This is a genomic window from Nocardiopsis sp. Huas11, from assembly GCF_003634495.1.
Classification (GTDB): domain Bacteria; phylum Actinomycetota; class Actinomycetes; order Streptosporangiales; family Streptosporangiaceae; genus Nocardiopsis.
Genome location: NZ_RBKY01000001.1, coordinates 2,521,335 through 2,542,516 on the forward strand (window position 1 = coordinate 2,521,335; position 21,182 = coordinate 2,542,516).

The 21,182-nt window shown below is 70.6% G+C and carries 18 protein-coding genes; 11 read left to right on the plus strand and 7 right to left on the minus strand.

The features are described from left to right. Window positions 1-74: 74 nt before the first annotated feature. Window positions 75-551: a rhodanese-like domain-containing protein gene (locus tag DFP74_RS11255; protein ID WP_121188183.1), complete on the minus strand. Its 477-nt coding sequence runs from the start codon at window positions 549-551 to the stop codon at window positions 75-77. A gap of 93 nt (window positions 552-644) precedes the next feature. Between DFP74_RS11255 and DFP74_RS11260 the strand changes: the two genes are divergently transcribed. Both DFP74_RS11260 and DFP74_RS11265 read left to right on the plus strand, forming a co-directional pair. Further along, window positions 645-1,115, plus strand: coding sequence for an Lrp/AsnC family transcriptional regulator (locus tag DFP74_RS11260; protein ID WP_121181645.1), 471 nt, complete (start codon window positions 645-647; stop codon window positions 1,113-1,115). Window positions 1,116-1,119: 4 nt separating this feature from the next. After that, entirely contained in the window at window positions 1,120-1,671 is a 552-nt protein-coding gene (locus DFP74_RS11265) for a GNAT family N-acetyltransferase (RefSeq protein WP_121181646.1), read from the plus strand. Here DFP74_RS11265 and DFP74_RS11270 read toward each other — a convergent pair. The 3 genes from DFP74_RS11270 to DFP74_RS11280 all read right to left on the minus strand — a co-directional run bounded on the left by DFP74_RS11270 (window position 1,652) and on the right by DFP74_RS11280 (window position 4,917). After that, a complete protein-coding gene (locus DFP74_RS11270; RefSeq protein WP_233570919.1) occupies window positions 1,652-2,317 on the minus strand; it encodes a LysE family translocator in 666 nt (221 codons plus the stop codon). The two genes, DFP74_RS11265 and DFP74_RS11270, sit on opposite strands and share 20 nt — an antisense overlap. Window positions 2,318-2,406: 89 nt before the next feature. Continuing rightward, window positions 2,407-3,756, minus strand: a complete 1,350-nt coding sequence (locus DFP74_RS11275; RefSeq protein ID WP_121181648.1) for an MFS transporter — start codon at window positions 3,754-3,756, stop codon at window positions 2,407-2,409. 81 nt (window positions 3,757-3,837) lie between these two features. Then, window positions 3,838-4,917, minus strand: a complete 1,080-nt coding sequence (locus DFP74_RS11280; RefSeq protein ID WP_121181649.1) for an inositol-3-phosphate synthase — start codon at window positions 4,915-4,917, stop codon at window positions 3,838-3,840. 853 nt (window positions 4,918-5,770) lie between these two features. Here DFP74_RS11280 and DFP74_RS11285 point away from each other — a divergent pair. The 6 genes from DFP74_RS11285 (at window position 5,771) to DFP74_RS11310 (ending at window position 12,064) form a co-directional block, all read left to right on the plus strand. Beyond that, window positions 5,771-8,728 carry a transglycosylase domain-containing protein gene (locus tag DFP74_RS11285; RefSeq protein WP_121181650.1) on the plus strand — a complete coding sequence of 986 codons (2,958 nt, stop codon included), beginning with the start codon at window positions 5,771-5,773 and terminating at the stop codon, window positions 8,726-8,728. A 254-nt stretch (window positions 8,729-8,982) separates the two neighbouring features. Then, window positions 8,983-9,273, plus strand: coding sequence for a 30S ribosomal protein S6 (gene rpsF / locus DFP74_RS11290; RefSeq protein WP_053619889.1), 291 nt, complete (start codon window positions 8,983-8,985; stop codon window positions 9,271-9,273). A gap of 142 nt (window positions 9,274-9,415) precedes the next feature. Then, window positions 9,416-9,988, plus strand: a complete 573-nt coding sequence (locus DFP74_RS11295) for a single-stranded DNA-binding protein (protein ID WP_121181651.1) — start codon at window positions 9,416-9,418, stop codon at window positions 9,986-9,988. 277 nt (window positions 9,989-10,265) lie between these two features. Beyond that, window positions 10,266-10,502 carry a 30S ribosomal protein S18 gene (gene rpsR, locus DFP74_RS11300; RefSeq protein WP_053619887.1) on the plus strand — a complete coding sequence of 79 codons (237 nt, stop codon included), beginning with the start codon at window positions 10,266-10,268 and terminating at the stop codon, window positions 10,500-10,502. 27 nt (window positions 10,503-10,529) lie between these two features. After that, window positions 10,530-10,976 carry a 50S ribosomal protein L9 gene (gene rplI / locus DFP74_RS11305; RefSeq protein ID WP_121181652.1) on the plus strand — a complete coding sequence of 149 codons (447 nt, stop codon included), beginning with the start codon at window positions 10,530-10,532 and terminating at the stop codon, window positions 10,974-10,976. Between the two features lie 311 nt (window positions 10,977-11,287). Next, window positions 11,288-12,064 carry a peptidoglycan recognition family protein gene (locus DFP74_RS11310; protein ID WP_233570920.1) on the plus strand — a complete coding sequence of 259 codons (777 nt, stop codon included), beginning with the start codon at window positions 11,288-11,290 and terminating at the stop codon, window positions 12,062-12,064. A gap of 72 nt (window positions 12,065-12,136) precedes the next feature. On the opposite strand, the gene DFP74_RS11315 is transcribed toward DFP74_RS11310, so the two are convergent. After that, window positions 12,137-13,486, minus strand: coding sequence for an MATE family efflux transporter (locus tag DFP74_RS11315; RefSeq protein ID WP_121181654.1), 1,350 nt, complete (start codon window positions 13,484-13,486; stop codon window positions 12,137-12,139). Window positions 13,487-13,832: 346 nt separating this feature from the next. Between DFP74_RS11315 and DFP74_RS11320 the strand changes: the two genes are divergently transcribed. The 3 genes from DFP74_RS11320 to DFP74_RS11335 all read left to right on the plus strand — a co-directional run bounded on the left by DFP74_RS11320 (window position 13,833) and on the right by DFP74_RS11335 (window position 18,791). Further along, window positions 13,833-17,549, plus strand: coding sequence for a replicative DNA helicase (locus tag DFP74_RS11320; protein ID WP_121181655.1), 3,717 nt, complete (start codon window positions 13,833-13,835; stop codon window positions 17,547-17,549). Between the two features lie 71 nt (window positions 17,550-17,620). Further along, window positions 17,621-18,031, plus strand: coding sequence for a VOC family protein (locus tag DFP74_RS11325; protein WP_121181656.1), 411 nt, complete (start codon window positions 17,621-17,623; stop codon window positions 18,029-18,031). Between the two features lie 304 nt (window positions 18,032-18,335). Next, the gene (locus DFP74_RS11335; RefSeq protein WP_121181657.1) at window positions 18,336-18,791 is read left to right on the plus strand and encodes a pyridoxamine 5'-phosphate oxidase family protein; all 456 of its coding nucleotides are present in this window, start codon (window positions 18,336-18,338) and stop codon (window positions 18,789-18,791) included. 78 nt (window positions 18,792-18,869) lie between these two features. Here DFP74_RS11335 and DFP74_RS11340 read toward each other — a convergent pair whose 3' ends face one another. After that, window positions 18,870-19,895, minus strand: coding sequence for an NADP-dependent oxidoreductase (locus DFP74_RS11340; RefSeq protein WP_121181658.1), 1,026 nt, complete (start codon window positions 19,893-19,895; stop codon window positions 18,870-18,872). 138 nt (window positions 19,896-20,033) lie between these two features. Then, window positions 20,034-21,047: an AraC family transcriptional regulator gene (locus DFP74_RS11345; RefSeq protein ID WP_121181659.1), complete on the minus strand. Its 1,014-nt coding sequence runs from the start codon at window positions 21,045-21,047 to the stop codon at window positions 20,034-20,036. Between the last annotated feature and the right edge of the window lie 135 nt (window positions 21,048-21,182).

Consider the following 21,182-nt stretch of genomic DNA (forward strand, 5'->3'; position numbering starts at 1 on the left):
AGATCACGTATGGGTGACGATCCGGGCCGATATGTCGACCTGTCGCCGTGTCGCCGTGTCGCGCGCACGGTCGTTCAGCAGGCGCAGCCGGGTGCGCCGACCGGGGCGACCAGCGGGTCGACGGGCCCGCGGGCCACCGCGGTGTCGGTCTCGACCGGGAGCCCCTCGCGCACCCAGTACTCCATGCCGCCCACCATCTCCTTGACCGGGTGGCCCAGCCGTGCGAAGGCCAGGGCGCCGCGCGCCGCACCGTCGCAGCCCGGGCCCCAGCAGTAGGTCACCACGGTCAGGGCCGGGTCGACCAGCGCGGACGCCTCCTCGGCGATCCTCGCGTGCGGAAGGTGCACCGCCCCCGGCACCCGGCCCTGCTCCCACGAGCGGGCGTCCCTGGTGTCGACGAGGACGAAGCCGGGCCGGTCCAGCGCCATCGACGCGTGGACGTCGGCGACGTCGGTGTACAGCGACAGGCGGGCCGCGAAGTGCGCGGCGGCCTCGGCGGGGGACGGGGCGGGGGCGTGGACGGCGGGGCCGCCGAAGGTCGGTGTCGTCATGTCGACCAATCTACGGAGACGGCACCTCCGTGGACAGGGAGGTTCCATGGAGTCCAGTGCATACAGCACACGAAACAGCGGTATACCTGTTGCATGACCGTGGAATCCCTGGACGAGACCGACCTGCGCCTGCTTCGCGCCCTCCAGGAGGACGGGCGCGCGAGCTACGCCGAACTCGCCCGGAAGGTCGCCATGTCGCCCAGCGCGGTGACCGAGAGGGTCCGGCGCCTGGAGGAGGCGGGGGTGATCACCGGCTACTCCGCCTCCGTGGCGCCCGAACGGCTCGGGTTCACCGTGCTCGCCTTCGTCCGCCTCGCCTACCCCACCGGCCACTACAAGCCCTTCCACGACCTCCTGGCCACCACTCCGGAGATCACCGAGGCCCACCACGTCACCGGGGAGGACTGCTTCCTGCTCAAGGTCCTCGCCCGCGACATGCGCCACCTGGAGTCGGTGGTGGGGCGGGCCGCCGCCCTGGGATCGGTCACCACCAACGTCGTCTACTCCAGTCCGCTCGACGGCCGGTCCCCGACGGAGGCGTTCGCGGCGGGTGCGGGAGACTGACCCGATGACGACCACCACCTGGTTCCTGGAGTCGACCGATCCGTCGGACCTGGCCCCGGCCCGCGAGCCCGAGGCCGGACGGGACGTGCGCTTCGTCCGGTGCGCGATCCCCAGCCCCGAGTTCAGCCGCTTCCTCTACGAGCGCGTCGGCGCGGACTGGCAGTGGACCGACCGGCTCGCGTGGTCGCACGAGCGGTGGCGTGCCTGGGTGGAGCGGCCCGGGAGCGAGACCTGGGTCCTGTACGAGCGCGGCGCCCCCGCGGGCTTCGCCGAACTCGACGCCCAGCCCGACGGTGCCGTCGAGATCGCCTACTTCGGCCTGCTGCCCGGCTTCCTCGGCCGGGGACTGGGCGGCCACATGCTCGCACTGACGCTGCGCCGCGCCTGGGACCTGGCCGAACGCCGGCCCGACCGCGAGCCCACCCGCCGCGTCTGGCTGCACACCTGCTCCCTCGACGGCGACCACGCGCTCGCCAACTACCGGGCGCGCGGCCTGCGCGTGTACCGGGAGACCACCGACGGAGCCGGCCGGCGCCTCAGGCCCGGCCACCACTGAGGGCGAACTGCGCGCCGAGCCCGATCATCAGTGTCCCGGACACCGTCCCGGTCACCTCCATACGCCGTGGCCGCCGCAGGAACCACTCGCGCACCGTCCCCGCCAGCAGACCGTAGGCGGTGTCGGAGACGACGGCGACCACCAGGAACACGAGCCCCAGGACCACGAGCTGGACGGGCACCGTGCCGAGGGCGGGGTCGGCGAACTGCGGCAGCGCGGCGACGAAGAAGACGAGGGTCTTGGGGTTGGTCACCCCGACCACCAGGCCGTCCCAGAACGCCCGGGACCCCGGGCCCGTCGGCGCGGCGCCCAGGGACGCCGCCAACTCCTTCCGGTGCCGGATCGTGCGCACGCCCAGGTGGACCAGGTAGGCGGCGCCCGCCAGTTTGATCACGGTGAACAGCGGGGCGAAGGCCGCCACGAGCGCGCCCACACCGAACGCCGCGGCCAGGACCAGCACGAACGCGCCGGTGGCGTTGCCCAGGACCGACAGCACCGCTGTACCGCGCCCGTGGGCGATCGCCCGGCTCACCACGAAGAGCACGCTCGGCCCCGGTATGACGACCAGGACGACGGAGGCGGCCGCGAAGGTCAGCAGTGTCGGCACGGCGGGCATGGCGTCCCCTCCCGGGAGGCGGTCGGGCACGCGGACCGCGCCTTGGCGCCGACTGTAGGCCGTCGCGGACCGCGAGGCGACCGCTTTTCCCGGCCGGCTCCGCACCGCGGGGCGGTGGATCAGGTGACGGACTCCGGGGCGGCCCCGCCCGCGTCCTCGACGGACACGGACGCGCTCTCCGCGGCCGGCCCCACCGGTGCCGGTCCCCGGCGCCGGCCGCGCACGACCCAGGCGGCGCTCAGGGCCAGGAAGGCGACGGCCATGGCGCCGACCACGGCCGCGCTCACGCCCGACGGCGGCACCAGCGCCGCCGCCAGTGCCGCGCCCAGGACGAACGTGGCGTTGAACAGGACGTCGTAGACGGAGAACACCCGGCCCCGGAACGCGTCGTCGACATGTCGCTGAACCAACGTGTCGACCGTGACCTTCACACCCTGCGAGACGAAGCCCAGCACGAACGCGGCCACGGGGAACAGCGCCGGGGAGAACGGCAGCCCGAACACCGCCAGGGCCGCGGCGGCGGCCGCCAGCTGCAGGGCGATCCACGTGCCCGGCTCCATGCGCGCGGTCGCCCACGGAGTGGCCACCGCGCCGAGGAAGAACCCGATCGCCAGCAGTCCGGCCGCGACGGAGAACCCGGCGAGCCCGGCCACACCGCCGCCGGTGAACGTGTTGTTGTACAGCAGCAGCGTGAGCAGGGTGGAGATCCCGAACAGCACGCGGTGTCCGCCGATGGTGGCCAGCGCGTCCCTGGCGGCCGGGCGGGCCCAGATGTGCCGTACCCCGGCCACCATGCCCAGCACGGCGTTGTGGACGGCCACGCGCACCTCGGCGGGTTCCCGCTCCAGGTGGGGTCCCAGCTCCCGGTATCCGAGGGTCAGGGAGACCAGCGCCGCCCCGGCGAAGCCGAGCGCGGCGGCGAACAGGACCAGGCCCGTGCCGAGGGCCGTCGCGCCGCCGACCAGGCCCACGGCCAGTCCCACGCCGGTGCCCAGCGAGCTGGCCACGGTCCCGCAGGTCGGGGTGACCGCGTTGGCCATCATCAGCTTGTCGCGGGAGACCACGTACGGCAGTCCCGCCGACAGGCCGGACAGGAAGAAGCGGTTGACGCTCAGGACCAGCAGCGCGGCGACGAGGAAGGCCGGTCCCTCGCCCCCGGAGACCAGCAGGGCGCTCACGACCGCGAGCGCGGCCTTGACGAGGGAGGACCACAGCAGGACCTGGCGGCGCGGCCAGCGGTCGATCAGGACCCCGGCGAAGGGCGCCACCACCGAGAACGGCAGGAGCAGCACCGCGAAGGCCGCCGCGACGGCGCCGGCGCTCGTGTGCTGCTCGGGGTTGAAGAAGACGAATCCGGCCAGACCGGCCTGGTAGACGCCATCGGAGAACTGCGAGACCAGGCGGGTGTTGAACAGCCGGCGGAACCTGGATCCCCGGAGGACCACGCGCAGATCACCGTAGAAGGACACGCCCTCAGAGTACGGCCTGCGCTCGGCCGTGGACGGCCTCGGACGGCCCGCCCGGGGCCGTGGGCCCCGGGCACCGGTACGTCAGCTCTGGTCGTCGCCCGCGATGAAGCTCTCGACGGCGTCGTGCGCCACCGAGTCGCTGTACTGCACGGGCGGGGACTTCATGAAGTACGAGGACGGCTCCAGGATCGGGCCGCCGAGGCCGCGGTCCTTGGCGATCTTCGCGGCGCGGACGGCGTCGATGATGATGCCGGCGGAGTTGGGAGAGTCCCAGACCTCCAGCTTGTACTCCAGGTTCAGCGGAACGTCGCCGAAGGCGCGCCCCTCCAGGCGGATGTAGGCCCACTTGCGGTCGTCGAGCCACGGCACGTGGTCCGACGGGCCGATGTGGACCGAGCCGGCCTTGAGCTCGTGGGGGATCTGCGAGGTGACCGACTGCGTCTTGGAGACCTTCTTCGACTCCAGGCGCTCCCGCTCCAACATGTTCTTGAAGTCCATGTTGCCGCCGAAGTTGAGCTGGTAGGTCCGGTCGACGATGACGCCGCGGTCCTCGAAGAGCTTCGACAGCACCCGGTGGGTGATGGTGGCGCCGATCTGCGACTTGATGTCGTCGCCGATGATCGGCACGCCCGCCTTGGTGAACTTGTCCGCCCACTCGGGGTCGGAGGCGATGAACACCGGCAGGGCGTTGACGTAGGCCACGCCCGCGTCGATCGCGCACTGGGCGTAGAACTTGCCCGCCTCCTCCGAGCCCACGGGCAGGTAGGAGACGAGGACGTCGGCCTTGGTGGCCTTGAGGGCGGCCACGACGTCGACGGCGTCCTCGGCGGACTCCTCGATCATCTCCCGGTAGTACTTGCCGAGCCCGTCGTAGGTCGGACCGCGCATCACGGTGACGCCGGTCGGCGGCACGTCGGCGATCTTGATCGTGTTGTTCTCACTCGCCGAGATGGCGTCCGCCAGGTCGTGTCCGACCTTCTTGGCGTCCACGTCGAAGGCGGCCACGAACTCGATGTCGCGCACGTGGTAAGGCCCGAACTGCACATGCATCAGGCCGGGCACCCGGGCCTCGGGGTTGGCGTCCTTGTAGTAATGCACGCCTTGGACGAGCGACGCCGCACAGTTGCCGACGCCCACGACGGCTACACGTACCGAACCCATTGGTCCTAGCTCCTTCTTCTCCGCGAACATGGATTCCACAACGCACGGCGACGGGCCCGCGCCGACGGCTGTCGGGGGCTTGTCGTCCCGCGCTTGTTTCCCGTATGTGGTCAGCAGCGCACGCGGCGGTTCTGTTCCCCCGGTACGGCCGTCGGCTACGGGTGGGAACGTGCATGTCTGGCTGGTTTGTTCAGATATGACTCTATCTTCGCTGGCCCGCGGCCCGGCATGGACCACAGGTCGACGGCGGCCCTCCCTCGCCCCTCGGCGCCGGTCACGGACGGGCCCGGCCGGCGGACTGAGCGCAATGTCTCAGCCCGGTGCCCTGGCCTGCGCCGACGGCCCGCGTCGAGAACCGGGTGGTTCGACCCATTTCACCTCCTCCGACCCGCCGCCCCACCCCGAACTGGCATTACGGGCGGTTCCGGATACAGGGCGCTCGAGTGTCCGATTGCACGCGATACCCTCGCGCGTGGGTTGTGCTATACCGTTCCATCGCTCTAACGTGACCTTTGATTTGCGCGCGTAGCCGGTAGAGCCCGGACGACACCACCGCCGCGGTGTCGTCTACGTCGGTCGACACACCGACCAGGGCAGCGCTCCCGCAGGCCAACGACCAGGAGGATGTAGCGGCTTTCGTCTCCGCGACCTGTTTGAAAACCTTCACCGGCACCAAGGCGTCCCTCTACCGAGCCTTGAACCTTCAGGCGCACGGTGGTGGCGGCCCCATGGCCCGAACCCCGCCGGTCACCCGCGAACAGGTCGCGGATCACCGATCCCCCAGGGGGACCGTCCCCCGTTTCCACCCAGGAATCGTCAGGCCGACCGGCCGTGAGAGGCAATCGAGGACCACGTGAGTACCGAACGACGACGGAGTGCCGATGGCGGCCGTCGCCGGGCCGAGGGCCCGGGCGACGGTCCGCGCGGCCAGGGCGGCAGGCGACGGGCCGACGGCCCGCCTTCAGGCGGGCGCCGACGGGCCGAATCCGACGACGGCTTCTGGGGAGACTCCCCGGAACCCCCTCAGCGCAGGCGCTCGCCTTCGGGTGACGCCTCGCCCGAGGGCCGTGGCGGGCGACGCCGGGCCGAGGGGGAGCGCCCCCGCCGGCCCGAGGGCGGCCAGCGCCGCCGCCAGCCGGAGGACGGCGACCGTCCCCGGCGCCGACGTCCGGACGCCGCCGGCGGAGCCGCGGCCGGAGCCGCGATGGAGGGCGGGCGCCAGCGCCGCCGTCCCGAGGGTGAGCCCGGCCGCCGGCCCGAGGGCGGCCAGCGCCGTCGACCCGACGGCGATCCGCGTGCCGCCGGCGGTCGACGCCGCGCCGACGGTCCCCGTGACCCCCGCGACCGCGAGCACGCCGCTCGCTCCGAGGGACGGCGCGGCCCCGCCCGTGGTGGCCGGGGCTCCGGCGGACGCGGTGGCGGCGGTGGCGGACGCCGTCGTTCGCGCCAGGAGGAACCGGACGACCGCCCCTGGATCAAGCGCTTCCTGTCCAAGGCGTGGAAGCCCGCGCTGGTCGTGTGCGGCCTGATGATCATCGGCGGCGTGGCCGCCTTCGCCATCCTGTACGCGATGGCTCCCAACGAGAAGGAGCTGGACGCGGCGGCGGAGCAGGACTTCTCCGCCACCCAGATCAGGTGGGCGCCGGAGGAGGAGGGCGGTGAGGGCGAGGTCGCCCTCACCACCGGCGAGGTCCAGCGGATCAAGGTCCAGTACGACGACATCCCGCCGGAGGTCATCGAAGGGGTGCTGGCCGCCGAGCAGCCCACCTTCTACACCGACCCGGGTATCAACATCGTGGGTACGCTGCGCGGCGTCGTCTTCGGCGGTACCCGCGGCGGTGGTTCGACCATCACCCAGCAGATGGCGCGCAACTACTACAGCGACCTCAGCTCCGAACAGACGATCACCCGGAAGATCCGGGAGATCTTCATCGCGATCAAGCTGGACCAGCAGCTCACCTCCGAAGAGATCCTCGAGACCTACCTCAACACGATCTACTTCGGCCGTGGCGCGTCGGGCATCGAGATGGCCGCCCAGGCCTACTTCGGCAAGAGCGTCGACGAGCTGGACGCGGCCGAGGGCGCCTTCCTCGGCGTCATCATCCAGCAGCCCAGCAACTTCGAGACGGTCCAGGAGGGCGACGGTTCCTATGCCTCCACGTACCTGTACGGAGAGCGCTGGGAGTATGTCCAGAACCACCTGGTCGAGATGCACGAGGCGGACCCGGACCACGGGCTCCCCCCTGAGCGGGCCAATGCCCTGGAGGTCCCCGAGCGGATCCCCTATGCGCCCGAGGGCGCCGAGGAGGAAGCGGTCGAGGGCGACGAGGAGACCGACACCACCAAGCTCGGCTACGTCCGCCAGGCGGTGATGAACGAGATATCGCAGCGCTACACCCAGGCGGAGATCAGCGACCAGGACATCGCCACCCAGGGCTACCAGGTGCAGACCTCGCTGGACCCCGCCCTGATGGACGCGGCGGAGGACGCCTTCGACGTGCTCCCGGCCGCCAACGGCGACGACCTGATGGAGGGCCTGACCGCGATCAGGCCGGACACCGGGGAGATCGTCGCCTTCCACGGCGGCGACGACGTGGTGACGGACCTGGACAACTCACTGCTCCACCGGACCCAGGCGGGGTCGTCCTACAAGCCCTACGTGCTGGCGACCGCGCTGGAGCAGGGCATCGGCCTGCGCACCCAGCTCGACGGCAGCTCGCCGCAGGAGTTCCCCGGACTGGCCAGCCCCGTGAACAACTCGGACATGGCCGACCACACCCCCGTCGACCTCATCGAGTCCACGGCGGACTCCGTCAACACGAGCTACGTGGACCTGGCCACACGGGTGGCGAACCTGCAGGACATCGACGACACGGCGGTCGCCATGGGCGTGGATCCGGAGCAGGTCACCACCTCGGAGCGGGGCCCGCTGATCGCGCTGGGCACCCACTCGGTGAGCACGCTGGACCAGGCGAGCGGGTACGCGACCTTCGCCAACGAGGGTCGGCACATCCCGTCGCACATGATCATCGAGCTGCGCACCGCCGACGGCAGGGTGGTGCCGCCGGACGATAAGACGCTGATCGAGTCGGGCGGCGAGCAGGCCATTCCCGCGGACGTCGCGGCCGACGCGACCTTCGCCATGCGCGCGGTGGTCGAGGGCGGCGGTGGCAGGGACGCGGCCCTCGACGACGGCCGCCCGGTCGCGGGCAAGACGGGTACCTCCAGCGGCGCGGTCTCCGCGTGGTTCGTGGGGTACACGCCACAGCTGTCCACCGCGGTGGGGTTGAGCCGCTTCTCCAACGAGGGTCTGGAGTTCGAGGGCCGGCAGAACAACGCGGTCTACGGTGGCACGACCTCGGCTCTGGTGTGGAAGGAGTTCATGGAGACCGCCACGGAGGGCATGGAGGTGCAGGACTTCCCGCCACCGGCCTACGTCGGCGAGGACAAGAACTTCGCTCCCTCGCCGAGTCCGAGCCCGACGCCTTCGGACACGCCCGAGCCGACGCCTACGGAGAGTCCCACCGACGAGCCGACGGGCGAGTGCCCGCCGGGGAACGGCAACGGGAACGACAACGGGCAGGGCAACGCCGACTGCCCCGAGACGCCCGAGGAGACGGTGGATCCGTGCGATCCGTGGACCCTCGGTTGCGAGGACGAGCCCCCCGGCCCTGGTGAAGGCGATCCCGGTGATGGTGAGACCTGTGAACCGACCCTTTGGGACGAGTGTGACGAGGAGGAGACCCCTCCAGTGGAGAACCAAGGCTCCCAGAACAGCCAGCGGACAACGCTCGGCCGTAACGAGGACTGACCCGCTCCGCTGAACCACGGGGGCCGGTGCGCGACCACGCGCGCCGGCCCCCGCGGCGTGTGCGGGGTGGGACGGGGAGGCGGGACCGTCCACAGGCAGCCGCGGTGGTCCCCGCCCGCTGGTATTCTTGGCGTTTGTATGGCTCAGAGCCCGTGCGGCGTCCCACCACCAAGGGTGGCGACAGACCGCGGGCTCCTGCCCTCCTGCCATGGAGATTCCATGGCCGCGACAGTCCAGAGGAGGAACGTACGCCTATGCGTCGTTACGAAATCATGGTCATCCTCGACCCCAACCTCGACGAGCGCACCGTCGCCCCGTCGCTGGAGAACTTCCTGGGTGTCGTCCGCAACGACGGCGGCTCGGTGGAGAAGGTCGACATCTGGGGCAAGCGTCGGCTCGCCTACGACATCGACAAGAACTCCGAGGGCATCTACGCGGTCATCGACCTGTCGGCCGAGCCGGCCACGGTCAAGGAGCTGGACCGCCAGCTCGGGATCGCCGAGGCCGTGCTCCGGACCAAGGTGCTCCGCCCCGAGGTCCACTAGAGCTCGTCTCATTCGGCGTCGCCCGCGCCGAACCCCCTGCCCCGGAGCATCCCGACCCCTGACGAACTGTCGTCACCGGAGCGGATGATCAGGGGAGCAGGCGAAACCGCCTGAACCGACTATCTCGAACCGGAGCCGATCCATGGCAGGCGAAACCCAGATCACGCTCGTCGGCAACCTCGTCGACGACCCTGAACTGCGCTTCACGCCCAGTGGAGCCGCGGTCGCCAACTTCCGTGTGGCCTCGACGCCTCGCAACTTCGACAAGGCGTCGGGGGAGTGGAAGGACGGCGAGTCCATGTTCCTCACCTGCACCGTCTGGCGGCAGTACGCGGAGAACGTGGCCGAGAGCCTGCAGCGCGGCATGCGCGTCATCGTGCAGGGCCGTCTCAAGCAGCGCTCGTACGAGACGCGTGAGGGCGAGAAGCGGACCGTCTACGAGATCGACGTCGACGAGGTCGGCCCGGCTCTGCGCAGCGCCACCGCCAAGGTGGCCAAGACGCAGCGTCCGGGCGGCGGAGGCGGTTTCGGTGGCGGCCAGCCCCAGGGCGGCGGCTACGGGAACCAGGGCGGCGGATTCGGCGGCCAGCAGGGTGGTCAGGGCGGCAGCCGCGGTGGCGCGCCGGCCGACGACCCCTGGGCGACCAACGGCGGCGGTGGCGGCGGCGGTTTCGGTGGCGGCGGCGGAGGATTCTCCGACGAGCCCCCGTTCTAGGGCATATTCCGCGGATACTCGACCTGCTGCACGGCGTCCCAGTGGCACTCTCGCTGCGTTCTCATCAGTCAACAGCCGAACCAGGATGCTTCCTTCTTCGGCCTTGCGAGAGCACCACTGGATACGCCGCTCGCGACGGTCGGCACCCACGGAACACGCCCTAGCGGTCCCACCCCGCGTTTGACCCGACTCGGCGCTCGACGGGCGCTGAGTCACTGTCCACATGTCACCGACCATCCCCGGGAGAACCCCGGGGCTCTTGCGAAGGAGCACCACGATGGCGAAGCCGGCAGCGCGCAAGCCCAAGAAGAAGGTTTGCCTCTTCTGCCAGGAGAAGCAGTCCTACATCGACTACAAGGACACCACGCTTCTCCGCAAGTTCATCTCCGAGCGCGGCAAGATCCGCGCCCGCCGCGTGACGGGAAACTGCACGCAGCACCAGCGCGACGTCGCCACGGCGATCAAGAACGCGCGTGAGGTGGCCCTGCTGCCCTACACCAGCACCACTCGATAACGGCGATATCCGAGGGAGGTTTTTGTCGTGAAGCTGATTTTGACCCACGAGGTCAACGGTCTCGGAGCCCCCGGCGATGTCGTCGAGGTGAAGAACGGTTACGGTCGCAACTACCTGCTGCCCCGCGGGTTCGCCATTCGGTGGACGCGCGGCGGACAGAAGCAGATCGACCTGATCCAGCGCGCGCGTTCGGCGCGTGACATCCGCAGCCTGGACGAGGCCAAGCAGGTCGCCGGCCAGGTCGGAGCGCTCAACGTGCGCCTCAAGCAGCGCGCGGGTGAGGGCGGTCGTCTGTTCGGTTCGGTCACGCCCGCGGACATCGCCGAGGCCGTCAAGGCCGTCGGCGGTCCCGAGTTGGACAAGCGCCGGATCGAGATCAAGAACCCGATCAAGTCCGTCGGTGACTACAAGGTCCAGGTCCGCCTGCACCCCGAGGTCTCCGCGACGATCAAGCTGGACGTCGTCGGTTCCTGACCAGGATCCGACTCGTCGGGAGCCCCGTCTCTGTACAGAGGCGGGGCTCCTCGCTTTGCCGCCGGTGCCCCGTGGGCCACCACGCGAGGGGTGAGGGCTTCCCCTTCGACGGAGAGCCTCCGGCTCCGGCCCACCACAGATTCCGGAATTCTGACACGCCAGAGGGACGAAAGCGGTCCTTTGGTTACTCTTTGTAACCTATTGTTTTCTCTGAGTAGCATCCTTGTCGTGGTGCCCAGACTCGGGAGGAAGACACCGCCATGGCCGCAGAGAATCATTCGCAACCGGCTCGTCCCCTGGACCGCAGGACCATGCTGCGCGCATCCGCGCTCGTCTCCGGGGGCGTGATCCTCGGAGGACTGGCAGGGCTGAGCGCCGCCGGGCCCGTGGCCGCCGCGGGGATACCGAAGGTCTACACACGGTCGGACTGGAAGGCCAGATCACCCAGGCAACGCGTGGAGGTCCTGAGCCAGGGCCCGACGCACATCGTCGTCCACCACACCGCGACGGGGAACGTGTCCGACACGTCCAAGTCGCACGCCGCCGCGCTGTCCAGGGCCATCCAACGGCACCACATGGACAACAACGGCTGGAACGACACCGGGCAGCAGCTCACCATCAGCCGCGGCGGATACATCATGGAGGGTCGCGACCAGACCCTCCGTGCCATCGGGGACGGCGGCCACGTGATCGGCGCGCACGTGGCCAACCACAACTCGCACACCATCGGGATCGAGAACGAGGGCACGTACACCTCCGTGACCCCGCCGCAGGCGCTGATGTCCTCCCTCGTGGAGACCTGCGCCTGGCTGTGCCTGGTCTACCGGCTGGACCCCGAGGACGCGATCGTCGGGCACCGGGACTACAACTCGACCAACTGCCCCGGCGACAAGCTGTACTCGATGCTGCCGAAGCTGCGCCGTGACGTGCAGAGCTCCCTGCGCGAACAGCTGAGCCACCTGAGCAAGGTCGCGGGCACCGAACTCACCCTGGAGGAGCTGCCCGGCTATCCGCCGGTGCCGTCGTCGGAGCGGATGGAGACGTTCTTCCACGGCCCCGCCATCGGTGACCGGGACGTGTCCCTGTAGCGGCCGTACGGCACGGGGCCGCCGCTGCTCCGGCGGCCCCCTCGTGCCCAGGGGCGCCTCTCCCCGGCCCGGTCAGGGCCGCCGGGCACCGGTGACCAGCCAGGCGGCGCCCCGGGCGCGTGCGCCCAGGGTGAGGGCGCGCGCCAGGATCCAGACCGCGAACGCGATCCACAGGCCGACCAGCCCCCACAGGGTGCTCCCGGTGAGCACGGGCACCAGCAGCGCGCACGGCAGGAAGGCCAGCATCGTCCACAGGGACGCCCATGCGAGGTAGCGCTGGTCGCCGGCGCCCATCAGGACCCCGTCCAGGACCATGGTGACGCCGCTCAGGGGCTGCAGTAGCGCGACCACGATCAGCGTGGCCATGATGAGGACCCGCACCTGCGGATCGTCGGTGAACGGGATCGACGCCCACGGCAGCACCAGGACCACCAGCACGGCGAACACCAGCCCCGACAACACGCCCCACTCCACCATCCGGCGGGTGGCGTCGCGCGTGCCCTGGACGTCGCCCGCGCCCAGGTAGCGGCCGATGATCGACTGCCCCGCGATGGCGATCGCGTCCATGGCGAAGACCAGCAGCGCCCAGATGTTGTACGAGACCTGGTGCGCGGCGATGGCCTCGTCGCCCAGGCGTGCCGCGATCGCCGTGGTCACCAGCGCCACGACGCGCATCGAGACACTGCGCAGGAACAGCGCGAAGCCCGCCGAGGCGGAGGCGCGCAGCCCGGCCGCGCTCGGCAGGAGCGAGACCCGCTCACGGCGGGCGGTGCGGCCGATCGTCGCCACGTACCAGAACGCCCCCGCGCCCTGGGCGATGACGGTCGCCCATGCGGATCCGGCGATGCCCCAGTCCAGGACCAGGACGAACACCGCGCACAGCGCGGCGTTGCCGGCGTAGGTGGCGACCGCGACCACGAGCGGGGTGCGGGCGTCCTGGAGTCCGCGCAGTACACCGGTGCCCGCCATGACGATGAGCAGGAACGGCGTGCTCAGCAGGCTGACGCGCAGATAGGTCACCGCGTGGGGCGCCACTTCGGGCGAGGCGCCCAGGAGGTCGACGAGCGCGGGGCCCAGCGGCCAGCCGGCGGCGATGGCCGCCAGACCGAGCAGGACCGCCAGCCAGAGGCCGTCCACGCCGTCGCGCACTCCGCCGGCGATGTCACCGGCGCCGAAGCGGCGCGCGACCGCGGCCGTGGTGCCGTAGGCGAGGAAGACGCACACCGCCACGAAGGTCAGCAGGACCTGGCCGGCCACGCCCAGACCGGCCAGCGCCCGCGTCCCGAGCGTCCCGACGATGGCCGCGTCGGTCAGCAGGAACAGGGGTTCGCTGACGAGGGCGAAGAACGTGGGGATCGCCAGGGCGAGGATCTCGCGGTCGTGGCGGTGCCGGAAGGGCGCGGCGGACATGAGTCTGGGCATGACCCGGCCACAGTACCGGACAGGCGTTCGACGTCGGATGTGGAGTTGTCCACACCCCCGCCAAAGCCTGTGGATAACCTGTGGAAACTCCCTCTGTGAGGCATCTTGCACGTACTGTTCGTGAAGGGTGTTTTCCCAGGTCAAGGGCTATATCTAGGGAGGCGCGGAAAGTTATCCACAGGTGATGTGCACAACCAGTTCCCGCAGGTGCCCCGCAGGGCCCCGCACATGGTGGTAAAGGGGTGTCCCCAGACCCTGTCGGCGGACTCCGCGGGGCCCGCCATGGGGCATCCTGGAGAGGGCGGTCCGTTCCCGGGCCGCGGCAGGGCCTGCGTGGGGAGAGTTCGTGAGCGTCGCCGAGGAACCACCTGAAGAACGCGGATACGAGCGCACCCCTCCCCACGACATCCAGGCCGAACAGAGCGTCCTGGGCGGCATGCTGCTGTCCAAGGACGCCATCACGCAGGTCGTCGAGATCATCCGCTCCGCCGACTTCTACCGTCCGGCGCACCAGATCATCTACGACAGCGTCGTCGACCTGTTCTCCCGCGGCGAGCCCGTCGACGCCATCTCCGTCAACGCCGAGCTGACCAAGCGCGGCGAGGCCGCCCGGGTCGGCGGGGCGCCTTATCTGCACACGCTCACCGAGGCCATCCCCACCGCGGCCAACGCGGGCTACTACGCCAAGATCGTCTCCGACCGCGCGGTCCTGCGCCGGCTGGTCGAGGTCGGCACCCGCATCGCGCAGATCGGCTACGCGGGCGACGGCGAGGTGGACGACCTCGTCGACCACGCCCAGGCGGAGATCTACAAGGTCGCGGAGAAGCGCACCGGCGAGGACTACGTCGTCCTCGGCGACATCATGCCCGGCGCCCTCGACGAGATCGAGGCGATCGGCGCCCACGACGGCACGCTCACCGGTGTACCCACCGGCTTCGCCGACTTCGACGCCCTCACCAACGGCCTCCACCCCGGACAGATGGTCATCATCGCCGCCCGACCGGCCGTTGGTAAGGCACTGGGTCTCGACACCCGGCTACCGACCCCCGAGGGATGGACGACCATGGGGGAGGTCAAGGTGGGGGAGGAACTCATCGCCGCCGACGGACGGCCCACCAGAGTGGTGGCCGCGACCGAGGTGATGACCGGGCGTCCCTGCTACGAGGTCGTCTTCGACGACGGCACGAAGGTCGTCGCGGACGCCGAGCACCAGTGGCTGACCGATACGCGCGCCTCGCGGCGGGCCGCGAAGGAGGCCGAGGCGTCCGACGCCCCGCCACATGTGCTGCCCGGGGTGCGTACCACCCGGGAACTCGCCCGAACCCTGCGTCTTGAGACGGCCGACCGGCGCCTGAGCCACTCGGTGGCCAACGCCTCTCCCCTGGAGCTTCCTGACAGGGAGCTTCCCCTGCCGCCGTACTTTCTCGGAGTGTGGCTGGGCGACGGGTCATCGTCCATTGCCCGGATCACGACCAAGGATCCGGAGGTGGTGCTCAACATCGAGACCGAGGGACTGGTCACCAAGCCCGTCGGATCGACAGAGCTGACCTACGGCGTCTTCTTCCCCAAGGAGAGCCCGGCGCCCGTCAGTCGTGAGTGCATCGATGACCACGGCAGCGTACAGGCGTCGTTGCGCACCCTCGGTGTTCTGGACGACAAGCACATCCCTATGGAATACCTGCGTGCGTCAGAGGCGCAGCGGCGTGCATTGCTGGCGGGGCTCCTGGACACGGTCGGGACGGTGAACGCCAGCGGATCGGTGCAGTTCGCGGTCACGAACGAGCGCCTGGCGTTCGATGTTCGGGAACTCCTGCACAGCCTCGGCCATCGAACGGGCATGTCCACCAAGCGGGTCGAGGGCCGCACGGAGACATCCTCCGTCTGCTTCACGATCACGTTCGGATCCACTCGCGAGGTGTTCGGGATCGAGCGCAAACGGCTGGCACATCGCGAGCGGAGCGAGGGACGGGCCTATCAGCGGGTCGGGTCACGGTTCGTCACCGAGGTGCGCCCGATCCCGAGTGTTCCGGTGCGATGTGTTCAGGTGGACCATCCAGATCATCTTTATCTGGCCACCGAAGCGATGGTGCCGACGCACAACTCGACGCTGGCCTTGGATTTCGCGCGGGCGGCGTCGATCAAGAACGAGATGACCTCGGTCTTCTTCAGCCTGGAGATGGGGCGCAACGAGATCGTCATGCGCCTGCTCTCGGCCGAGGCGCGGGTGCCGCTGCACACCATGCGCTCGGGTCTGATGACCGACGAGGACTGGGCCCGCCTGGCCAGACGGATGGGCGAGGTCGCCAGCGCGCCGCTGTTCATCGACGACTCACCGAACATGTCGATGATGGAGATCCGCGCCAAGTGCCGCCGCCTCAAGCAGCAGCACGACCTCAAGCTCGTCATCGTCGACTACCTCCAGCTGATGAGCTCGCCCGGCCGGGTGGAGAGCCGCCAGCAGGAGGTCTCGGAGATGTCGCGTTCGCTCAAGCTCCTGGCCAAGGAGTTGGAGGTGCCGGTCGTGGCGTTGTCCCAGCTCAACCGTGGCCCCGAGCAGCGTACGGACAAGCGCCCGCAGGTGTCCGACCTTCGTGAGTCGGGCTGCCTGCCTGCCGATACGCGGATTCTGAGGGCCGACACGGGGGCCCCGGTGACCATCGGCGAGCTCTACCGCTCGGGGGCACGGGACATCCAGGTGTGGTCCCTGGACGAACGGCTACGACTCGTTCCCAAGACGATGACCCATGTTTTCTCCAGCGGGATGAAGAACGTCTTCCGCCTGAGGCTGACCTCCGGCCGAGAGGTGACCGCCTCCGGGAACCATCCGTTCCTCACGCTCGACGGCTGGCAGCCCCTGGAGAAGCTCGCCGTCGGGGGCCGGATATCGGTGCCTCGACACGTTCCGGCCCCGACCACTGTCACCCGATGGCCTGACGCCGAGGTGGTCCTGCTCGCGCACATGATCGGCGACGGGTCCTTCGTTCGACGTCAGCCGATCCGCTACGCCAGTGTCGACGAGGCGAACCTGTCGGCGGTGACCGAGGCTGCCCGGCATTTCGGGATCACGGCGGTGAGAGACGACTACGAGGCCGCTCGTGTGACCACACTTCGGCTGCCGGCGCCCTTCCACCTGACGCACGGCAAGCGCAACCCCGTCGCGGCATGGTTGGACGGACTGGGCCTCTTCGGACTGCGCAGTCACGAGAAGTTCGTCCCCGAGGGGGTCTTCGGCCTCGACGATGACCAGATCGCCTTGTTCCTGCGTCATCTGTGGGCAACCGATGGTTGCGCGTGGTGGGACGCCAAGAACGGTGATGCCCGGATCTACTACTCCTCGACGAGTCGACGTCTGGTGGAGGGTGTGTCCCTGCTCCTCGGCCGCCTCGGGATCATGGGCCGGATCGAAGAGGTGCGCAAGGGACAGCACAGGGTCTGCTATCACCTGCACGTCAACGGGGTCGAGAACCAGACGGCTTTCGCGAAGCTGGTCGGATGCCACGGAGCCAGGGGTGAGAGCCTTGCCCTTTGCCTGTCCGAACTGACCGCTCGGCAGGCCAACACCAACGTGGACACCGTGCCCAAGCAGATCTGGGACCGGGTCCGCACGACGATCACGGACCAGCGGATGACGCAGAGGGAGTTCGCCGCGGCCATGGGGACGGCGTTCTGCGGCAGTGCCCAGTGGAAGACCGCTCCCAGCCGCACCCGGATTGCTCGCGTGGCCGACGTGCTCGATGACGCCGACCTGGAACTGCTCGCCACCAACGACGTCTTCTGGGACGAGATCGCCGCTATCGAACCCTTGGGCGAACAGGAGGTCTTCGACGCCACGGTCCTGGAGACCCACAACTTCGTTGCTGACGGGGTCAATGTGCACAACTCGATCGAACAGGATGCCGACATGGTCATCCTGCTCTACCGCGAGGACGTGCACGACAAGGAGTCGCCGCGGGCGGGCGAGGCCGACATCATCGTGGCCAAGCACCGTAACGGCCCCACCGCGGACGTCACGGTGGCCTTCCAGGGCCACTACAGCCGCTTTGTCGACATGGCGCCCGGCTAGACGGTGGGACACGCGCGCACCGGTCAGGAATCGAGAAGCTCCGGCCGGGCGCGCGGTCTAGTCTCAGGGGCATGGACCTCAGCATTCACACGACCTTCCTGCCGCACGAGGACCCGGAGGCCTCCGTCGCCTTCTACCGGGACGTCCTCGGCTTCGAGGTGCGCAGCGACGTGGGCCAGGGCCGGATGCGCTGGATCACGGTCGGACCCGTCGACCAGCCGGGCACGTCGATCCTCCTGGCGCCGCCGGCCGCCGACCCCGGTGTCACCGACGACGAGCGCCGCACCATCTCCGAGATGATGGCCAAGGGCACCTACGGCTGGATCCTGCTGGCGACCCGGAACCTCGACGAGACCTTCGACAGGGTGCAGACCGGCGACACCGAGGTCGTCCAGGAGCCGACCGAGCAGCCCTACGGCGTCCGCGACTGCGCCTTCCGCGACCCCGCGGGCAACCTCGTCCGGATCCAGGAAGTGCGCTGAACCCTCCCCGGCCCCCTCGGCGCGTCCCGGTGCTCGTGGACGGCGCAGACAGGAGTTCCCCATGTGCCACCCCTCCTGGGACCGCGCCCGTGCGGACGCCCACCGCCTGAGTGATCCGGCCCGGTTGCGGCGTGTGCGCGACCAAATCGATCGGGAGAACGCGCCGCCGTTGGACGTGCTCACCCGACCGGTCAGGTCCCACGCGGCGCCGGTCACCGTGGCGCGACCCGCCTGAGGGCCCGTGGCCGCACGCCACCGATGACGACCGACGGAGCCGGTCCCGCCGCGGGCCACGGGAGGACGTATGAGCACCGCACCACCGCGCGGCCGTGAGGAGCGCCTGCGCGACACCCGGGCGAGGCTGGAGGGCGACGCCGACCTCTGGCTCGCGTCCTCGGGCGCCACGGACGGGCCCCATCTGGTCCCGCTCTCCTACCTCTGGGACGGGACCGCGTTCCTGGTCTCGACGCCGCGTACCTCGGTCACCGCGCGCAACCTGCTGGCGGACGGCCGGGTCCGGCTCTCCCTCGGGTCCACGCGCGACGTGGTCATGGTCGACGGGACCGCCGAACCGGTGGGCCCGGACGACCTCGGGCCGGAGCGGGGCGAGGCGTTCGCACGGCGGACGGGGTTCGACCCGCGCGAACTCGGCCGGCCCTACCAGTACTTCCTGATCCGGCCGCGGCGCGTGCAGGCCTGGCGGGAGGAGAACGAGCTGCGGGGACGCGAACTCATGCGCGAGGGCCGCTGGCTCGGCTGACCACCGTGGCCACCGTGACCGCGGGGGCCCTCCGGGGCCCTCCGCCGTACGGCACGCCTCCGCGGGGGTCCGGCGGCCTCAGCCGAGCCGGACGAGCATCTTGCCGGTGTTGGCCCCGCTCAGCACGCCGAGGAAGGCCTCGGGTGCCCGGTCCAGGCCCTCGTAGACGGTCTCCCGCGTGCGCAGCGACCCGTCCTGGATCCACGGGATCGCGGTCCCGAGGAACGCGGGGAAGCGGTCCAGGTAGTGGCCGACGATCATGCCGCGCAGGGTCAGCTCCTTGGTCGCGGCCTGGTACAGGTCGGGTCCGGGGGCGGGCTCGGTCGCGTTGTAGGCGCTGATCGCGCCGACCAGCGCCACCCGTCCGCGGGGGCGCATGGCGCCCAGGGCGGCGGTCAGGTGGTCCCCGCCCACGCTGTCGAGGTAGACGTCGATCCCCTCCGGCGCGGCCTTGGCCAGGTGGCCCGCCAGGTCGCCCTCCCGGTGGTCGATCGCGGCGTCGTAGCCGAACTCCGACAGCAGCAGTCCGGTCTTGGCGGGGCCGCCGGCCGACCCGATGACGCGCCCGGCGCCGAGGCGGCGCGCGATCTGCCCGGCCACGCTGCCCACGGCGCCCGCCGCGGCGGAGACGTAGACGGTGTCGCCCTCGCGGACGGGGGCGATCTCGGTGAGCGCCAGGTAGGCGGTGAGCCCGGTGGTGCCGAGCGGGCCGAGGTAGGCGGTTTCGGGGACGGCGGAGGTGTCCACCACCGTGGCGTGCGCGGCGTCCAGGACCGCGTGCTCGCGCCAGCCCAGGAAGTGCGAGACGGTCGCGCCCACCGGGACGTGGGCGGAGCGGGAGTCGATCACCTCGCCGACCGCGCTGCCCTCCAGGGGCGCCCCGAGCTCGAACGGGGGGATGTAGGAGGGCGCGTCGTCCATGCGGCCCCGCATGTAGGGGTCGACCGACATCCAGGTGTTGCGGACCAGGATCTGATCCTCGGCGAGCGGGGTCAGGTCCACCGGGGCGAGGGCGAAGTGTTCGGGGCCCGGGATGCCCGTGGGGCGGGCGGCCAGGTGGATCTCGCGGGTGGCGGTGACAGTGCGCGGGGCGGCGGTGGCCATGGGAAGCACCTTCTTCGAGGGGGCGGCGGTGCCGCCCGGACCGGTTGTTCTCCGTGTCCTCGAACCTAGGTTCGGGGCGCCCGCCGTCCCAGGTCCTCTCGCGCCGCCCTCCGGTCCGCACGCGCCACGCGGGTCGGGTCAGCGGTGGACGAGGGTGCGGCGCTCGTCCTCGGGGGAGCGGCCGCTCCACCGCCGGAAGGCCTTGCGCAGTGCGCGGTCGTCGGTGAAGCCGAGGCGGCCGGCGACCGCGCCGACGGTCAGGCGCTCGTCCGTGAGCAGGGAGCGGGCGCGGGCGTAGCGGGCCAGGTCCACCTCGTGGCGCCAGGTGGTGCCGTGTTCGGCGAGCCGGCGCTGCAGGGTGCGGGGGCTCGTCGCCAGGCGGGCGGCCACGGCGTCCAGGGCCGGGGCGCCCGCGTCCATCTCGGCCTCCAGGGCGGAGCGGAACAGGTCGTGCCGGCCCGGCAGGGGGCGGGCTGAGGCGAGCAGGTGGGCGGCGTGGTCGCGCAGGAGGGAGCCCAGTCGGGGGTCGCCCTCGGGCAGCGGGGCCTGGGCGTCCTCGGCGCGGAAGGTGATGGTGTTCGTGGGCGCCCCGAACTCGATGTCGGTGCCGAACGCCCGCAGGAGGGCGTCGTGCCGGGGCGGTGCGGGGTGGCTGAAGCGGACGGTCTCGGGGACCAGGTCGCGGCGGGTCGCCTCGCGTGCCCGGCGCAGGTAGTAGGCGAGCACGTACTCGTGGACGGCGGCGGAGGTCCGGGAGTCGTCCGAGAGGGTCTGGTAGCCGATGGCCAGGGTGCCGTCGTCCTCGACGCTGAGGACCTCCTCGGTGGCGGTGACGACCTGGTGGTAGGGCCGGCTCGCGGTGAGGGCGTCGGCGAGGCTGGTGCCGTTGACGAGCAGGTAGTCCCACGCGGGCAGGGTGCCCAACGGCGCGGCGTCGGCGACGCGCAGTCCGGCGGAGCCCAGGGGCAGCGTGTGGGCGAGCAGGTCCCAGATCCGGACGAGGGTCGCCAGGGGCACGCGGTGGTGGTCCGCGGCGAGTGAGGTGTCGTCGGCTCCGGGGAGTTCGGCGAGCAGCGGGGTGGGGACGCCGGCCGCGAGCGCGGTGTCGCGGACGAGTCGGACCACGTGGGTGGACGCCGTACCGCTCAGCATGTCGGACAGCTTATGCTGTCGGGGTTCGTGCACGTACGTGTACTGGTGAGGGGCGTGCCGGCGGGCGACACGCCCCTATATCGGTCAGGCGCTTAATCGGTTTATGGTCAAGCCGATTTGTCGACAAAGAGCTAC

Excerpts from the sequence above, each read along its gene's own strand:
- DFP74_RS11255 (WP_121188183.1), bottom strand. The coding sequence starts at position 551 with ATGACGACACCGACCTTCGGCGGCCCCGCCGTCCACGCCCCCGCCCCG.
- DFP74_RS11260 (WP_121181645.1), top strand. The coding sequence starts at position 645 with ATGACCGTGGAATCCCTGGACGAGACCGACCTGCGCCTGCTTCGCGCC.
- DFP74_RS11265 (WP_121181646.1), top strand. The coding sequence starts at position 1,120 with ATGACGACCACCACCTGGTTCCTGGAGTCGACCGATCCGTCGGACCTG.
- DFP74_RS11280 (WP_121181649.1), bottom strand. The coding sequence starts at position 4,917 with ATGGGTTCGGTACGTGTAGCCGTCGTGGGCGTCGGCAACTGTGCGGCG.
- rpsF (WP_053619889.1), top strand. The coding sequence starts at position 8,983 with ATGCGTCGTTACGAAATCATGGTCATCCTCGACCCCAACCTCGACGAG.
- DFP74_RS11295 (WP_121181651.1), top strand. The coding sequence starts at position 9,416 with ATGGCAGGCGAAACCCAGATCACGCTCGTCGGCAACCTCGTCGACGAC.
- rpsR (WP_053619887.1), top strand. The coding sequence starts at position 10,266 with ATGGCGAAGCCGGCAGCGCGCAAGCCCAAGAAGAAGGTTTGCCTCTTC.
- DFP74_RS11310 (WP_233570920.1), top strand. The coding sequence starts at position 11,288 with ATGCTGCGCGCATCCGCGCTCGTCTCCGGGGGCGTGATCCTCGGAGGA.
- DFP74_RS11315 (WP_121181654.1), bottom strand. The coding sequence starts at position 13,486 with ATGCCCAGACTCATGTCCGCCGCGCCCTTCCGGCACCGCCACGACCGC.
- DFP74_RS11325 (WP_121181656.1), top strand. The coding sequence starts at position 17,621 with ATGGACCTCAGCATTCACACGACCTTCCTGCCGCACGAGGACCCGGAG.
- DFP74_RS11335 (WP_121181657.1), top strand. The coding sequence starts at position 18,336 with ATGAGCACCGCACCACCGCGCGGCCGTGAGGAGCGCCTGCGCGACACC.
- DFP74_RS11340 (WP_121181658.1), bottom strand. The coding sequence starts at position 19,895 with ATGGCCACCGCCGCCCCGCGCACTGTCACCGCCACCCGCGAGATCCAC.
- DFP74_RS11345 (WP_121181659.1), bottom strand. The coding sequence starts at position 21,047 with ATGCTGAGCGGTACGGCGTCCACCCACGTGGTCCGACTCGTCCGCGAC.